Here is a 1807-nt window from a genome sequence, read left to right on the forward strand (position 1 = left end):
CCTCCGCCCCATCCGCGTGCGCGACCAGCGCGCCTGGCGGGAGATCAACCGGCGCAACCGCGACTGGCTGCGCCCCTGGGAGGCCACCATCCCGCCCCCGCCCCCCGGCACCCCGCACACCCGCCGCCCGACGTTCCGGCAGATGGTCCGGCACCTGCGCAGCGAGGCGAGCGCGGGCCGGATGCTGCCCTTCGTCATCGAATACGAGGGCAAGCTGTGCGGGCAGTTGACGGTGGCGGGTATCACGTGGGGCTCGATGCGTTCCGGGCACGTCGGTTACTGGATCGACCGGGATTACGCGGGCCGCGGTGTGATGCCGACGTCGGTGGCGCTCGCCGTGGACCACTGTTTCCGCACGGTGGGGCTGCACCGCATCGAGGTCTGCGTCCGCCCGGAGAACATGCCGAGCCGCCGTGTGGTGGAAAAGCTGGGCTTTCGTGAAGAAGGTGTGCGTCCGCGCTACCTGCACATCGACGGGGCCTGGCGTGACCACCTGGTGTTCGTGCTGACCGCCGAGGAAGTGCCGGAGGGGCTCGTCAACAGGTGGCGGGGGCTGCGGCACTCGGAGAAATAAAACAAAGATTCGATAGTGCTGCCGTAAAAAGTCAGAAGAAAAGGTCGAGATATCAGCCAGATGGTGCGACACACCGAGCCAATTGGCCCATGCGCTGTCGCCGCGGCCTCTACCGTGTAAGGCGTGAGCAGCAGCGGCCTCATCTACGCAATGATCGTCGGGGCCTGGGCCGCCTACCTGGTGCCGATGTGGCTCCGTAGGCAGGACGAGCTGAACGAAGCTCGTCCGACGGAACGCTTCAGCACCGCCATCCGGCTGCTGACCGGACGGGGCGGGGCGGACCGTACCCAGGAGCGGGACGATCCCGACGCCGGCTCCGGCGCGGAATCCGGCCCGGATCCGGACTCCGCGCAGGACGCCGGGGACGACGACGAGAGCCCGGACGCCGCACCCGCCGCAGGCGGCGTGGTGGACGTCCGGGCCGCTGCCGTGCCCGTGACCGACCCCCGCGCCGCCGCCCCGCGCCCACGCCGTACCCGCAAGGAGACCCCGGCGGCGCCGGTCGTGCGCCAGGGTGTGGCGGCGCGGGTGGACGAGGAGCCGGAGGCGGCTCCGCAGGGGCGTACGGACGCACCGGCCGGCGCGCCCGCCGCCCCCCGCGCCCCGGAGGAGAGCCCCGCCCCCGCCCCTGCCCCCGCCCGCAACCAGCAGCCCCAGTCCACCCCGGAACGCCGGGCGCGGGCACGGGTGCTGGCGCGCCGGAGGCGCACGCTGACGCTGCTGTTCGTGGCGCTGACGGCCGGCGCCGTGGCGGCGTCGGTGGGCGGCCCGCGCTTCCTGTGGGCCGTCGTGGTCCCGGGTTTGCTGCTCACGGCGTACGTCGTCCGCGTACGCACCCAGGAACGCCGCCGCCGCACGTTCACCGCGGACCAGGCCCGCGGCGAGGCGGCGGCCCGCCGCCTGCGCGAGGACCGCGAGCCCGCGGTGCACCGGACGTACGAGAACTCCGACGGCAGCGGTGCCGAGGGGGCCGCCGAGGAGGACGAGGGCGACGCCGACGACCCGTCCGCCACGGCCCCGTTCGACGCCCCTGCGGCGGCGTACGAGGCGGACCGCAGGGCGCTGGTGGAGCAGACCGACCACGCGGAGTGGGTCGATCAGCAGCGCGAGCGCGACCGCCCCGCGGACGCCGGCTGGGACCCCGTACCGGTCCCGCTGCCCACCTACGTCACGGCCCCCGTGGCCCCCCGCGCCACCCGGGGCCTGGACTTCGACGCCCCGGACACCTGGAGC

General features: G+C 74.0%; 2 protein-coding genes. Both read left to right on the top strand.

Going from position 1 to position 1807, the window contains the following annotated elements:
* Nucleotides 1-574: GNAT family N-acetyltransferase (locus tag H5J30_RS30795; RefSeq protein WP_181790762.1), on the top strand; the 574-nt coding region annotated here is incomplete at its 5' end.
* A gap of 123 nt (nucleotides 575-697) precedes the next feature.
* Nucleotides 698-1807 (top strand): SepX/GlpR family protein (locus tag H5J30_RS30800; protein ID WP_309505682.1); only part of this gene is annotated, 1110 nt, incomplete at its 3' end.

Source organism: Streptomyces phytophilus, assembly GCF_013870535.1.
Lineage (GTDB): Bacteria > Actinomycetota > Actinomycetes > Streptomycetales > Streptomycetaceae > Streptomyces > Streptomyces phytophilus.